2 protein-coding genes are annotated in these 3,022 nt (G+C 70.4%); one reads left to right on the top strand and one right to left on the bottom strand.

All coding sequences use genetic code 11. From position 1 onward, the window contains the following. Positions 1–186: 186 nt before the first annotated feature. On the bottom strand, positions 187–2,379 hold the full coding sequence (gene uvrB / locus C1A17_RS00010) for an excinuclease ABC subunit UvrB (RefSeq protein WP_101649551.1): 2,193 nt from the start codon (positions 2,377–2,379) through the stop codon (positions 187–189). Between the two features lie 197 nt (positions 2,380–2,576). Here uvrB and C1A17_RS00005 point away from each other — a divergent pair. Then, a partial coding sequence (locus tag C1A17_RS00005; protein ID WP_146000558.1) for a carboxypeptidase-like regulatory domain-containing protein occupies positions 2,577–3,022 on the top strand: 446 nt, incomplete at its 3' end.

Here is a 3,022-nt window from a genome sequence, read left to right as displayed (position 1 = left end):
GGTGGGGAGCACCGTTCGGTCGGCCGCCGCAAGTCTCTCCGCCTGGCGGCGCGCGTGCCCGCCAGGCCTCTGCGCCCGGCCCCCGCGCGGGCGGGAGCGTGATGACGGACGCAGCGTTGAGGATACTCCCTCACCAACAGCAGAGGTCAGTCTAGCGCAGTCCGCCCGCCGCCGGTACGCTCCCGCTCAGGCGTGGCCCTCCCGCCGCATCTGGCGCAGCTCCTTCTTGAGGTCGGCGAGCTCGTCGCGCAGCCGGGCGGCGAGCTCGAACTGGAGCTCTGCGGCCGCGGTGTGCATCTGCTCGGTGAGCCCGCCGATGAGCTCGACGAGGTCCTCCGCGGGCGGGCGCAGCGCACCCCCGCCGGCGGCCGCCCGCGCGCGCTGCTCCTCGGTGAGCGTCGAGCTGTAGCCGCGCCTGCCCTGTCCGTAGTCGAACTCGGTGAGGAGCTCCCGGGTGTCCGCGTCCTCGCGCTGCAGGCGCTCGGTGATGTCCGCGATCTTCTTGACGAGCGGCTGCGGGTCGATGCCGTGCTCGGTGTTGTACGCGATCTGCTTCTCACGGCGGCGATCGGTCTCGTCGATCGCGAAGCGCATCGACGGCGTGATCGTGTCGGCGTACATGTGGACCTCGCCGCGGATATTGCGGGCCGCGCGGCCGATCGTCTGGATGAGCGAGGTGCCCGAGCGGAGGAACCCCTCCTTGTCCGCATCGAGGATCGCGACGAGCGAGACCTCCGGCAGGTCGAGTCCCTCGCGCAGGAGGTTGATCCCGACGAGGACGTCGAACTCGCCGGCGCGGAGCTCGGTGAGCAGCTCGACGCGGCGCAGGGTGTCGACGTCGGAGTGGAGGTACTGGACCCGGACCCCGTGCTCGAGGAGGTAGTCGGTGAGGTCCTCGGCCATCTTCTTCGTCAGGGTGGTGACGAGCACCCGCTCGTCGCGGTCGACGCGATCGCGGATCTCCGCGAGGAGGTCATCGATCTGCCCGCGCGTGGGCTTGACGACGACCTGCGGATCGACGAGCCCGGTGGGGCGGATGATCTGCTCGACCACGCCGTCGCTGCGCTCGAGCTCGAAGTCGCCGGGCGTCGCGGACAGGTACACCGCCTGGCCCACCCGGTCGAGGAACTCGCTGAACCTCAGCGGTCGGTTGTCGAGCGCGCTCGGGAGCCGGAACCCGTGCTCGACGAGGGTGCGTTTGCGCGACATGTCGCCCTCGTACATCCCGCCGATCTGCGGCACGGTGACGTGGCTCTCGTCGATGACGAGGAGGAAGTCCTCGGGGAAGTAGTCGAGCAGGCAGTTGGGCGCCGAGCCCGGGGGGCGCCCGTCGATGTGCCGGGAGTAGTTCTCGATCCCGGACGTGAATCCCATCGACTGCATCATCTCGAGGTCGTAGGTCGTGCGCATCTTGAGCCGCTGCGCCTCGAGCAGCCGGTTCTGGCCCTCGAGCTCGGCGAGCCGCTCCTGGAGCTCGGCCTCGATGTCGGAGATCGCCCGGCCCATCCGGTTCTCTCCGGCGACGTAGTGGCTCGCAGGGAAGATGTGGACGACCTCCTCCTCGCGGACGATCTCGCCGGTGAGCGGATGGAGCGTGTACAGCGCCTCGATCTCGTCGCCGAAGAACTCGATCCGGAGCGCGAGCTCCTCGTACTGCGGGATGATCTCCACGGTGTCGCCGCGCACCCGGAAGGTGCCGCGCGTGAACGCGAGGTCGTTGCGCGCGTACTGCATCGAGACGAACCGCTGGAGGAGCGCGTCGCGGTCGCACTCCTCCCCGACGGCGAGCGTGACCATCCGGTCGACGTACTCCTCCGGGGTGCCGAGGCCGTAGATGCACGACACCGTCGAGACCACGACGACGTCGCGCCGGGTGAGGAGCGCGTTCGTCGCCGAGTGGCGGAGCCGCTCGACCTCGTCGTTGATCGAGGAGTCCTTCTCGATGAAGGTGTCCGTCTGCGGGACGTAGGCCTCCGGCTGGTAGTAGTCGTAGTACGACACGAAGTATTCGACCGCGTTGTGCGGCAGGAGCTGCCGGAACTCGTTGGCGAGCTGCGCGGCGAGGGTCTTGTTGGGCGCCATGACGAGGGTCGGGCGCTGGACCTGCTCGATGAGCCAGGCCGTGGTGGCGGATTTGCCGGTGCCGGTGGCGCCGAGGAGCACGATGTCCTTCTCCCCGCCGTCGAGCCGGCGGGCGATCTCCGCGATCGCGGCGGGCTGGTCGCCGGCCGGCGAGTACTCGCTCACCACCTCGAAGGGCGCCACCGACCGGACGACCTCGGGGCGGTGGCCGATCTTCGGGACGGGGCGTCCCGGGTCGTCCCGAGGCGCGGTGTCGGCCGGTGCGGGGACGTCGATGGCGGGGTCGGAGGAGCTCATGGGAGCACCCTACCGCCGACCGCTGACACGGGTCCGCACACCGTCCCGCGGACCGCCTCGAACGGTCGATGCCAAGTCGTGACATCGGCGAAAACGGCGCGAAACGTTCCATGTGCCATAATCCAGTTCAGCACCCGCCCTGTGACTCCCATCACACCGACGCGAGCCGGGGTGCGTGGAACAGGAAGGCACCCACCGTGACAGACGATCTCGTGCATCGGCCCGGGTGGAGGTGCGCGTCGATCGTCGCGCTCTGCATCGGGCTGCTGGCGGTCCTCAGCGCGCTCCTCGCGGGACCCGCGGCCGCCCACGCCGCCTCGACGCCCGACCCGGGCGCCGACGTCCTCGCCTCGGACTCGACGCATCTCATCTCCGGCTCCCTCCGCAGCGAGGGCGAGCCCCTCGCCGGGGTCCGACTCACCGCGACCGGCGACGCCGGCACCGCCGAGACGACCTCGGAGGACGACGGGCGCTGGCAGATCGAGGTCCCCGGTGCGGGCACCTATGTCGTCGAGCTCGACGAATCGACGCTGCCGGACGGCGTCACGCTCGCCGAGGGCCAGGAGAACCCGCGGGAGGTGACGTTCGGCAGCACCACCCGCGCCGGCGTGATCTTCCAGTTCGGCGCCGGCCCCGCCGCGGC

This window comes from Brevibacterium ihuae, from assembly GCF_900184225.1.
Taxonomy (GTDB): Bacteria; Actinomycetota; Actinomycetes; order Actinomycetales; family Brevibacteriaceae; genus Brevibacterium; species Brevibacterium ihuae.
This window is presented reverse-complemented; position numbering and strand designations above follow the sequence as displayed.

Coding starts and splice junctions, on each gene's coding strand:
- uvrB (WP_101649551.1), bottom strand. CDS start 2,379: ATGAGCTCCTCCGACCCCGCCATCGACGTCCCCGCACCGGCCGACACC.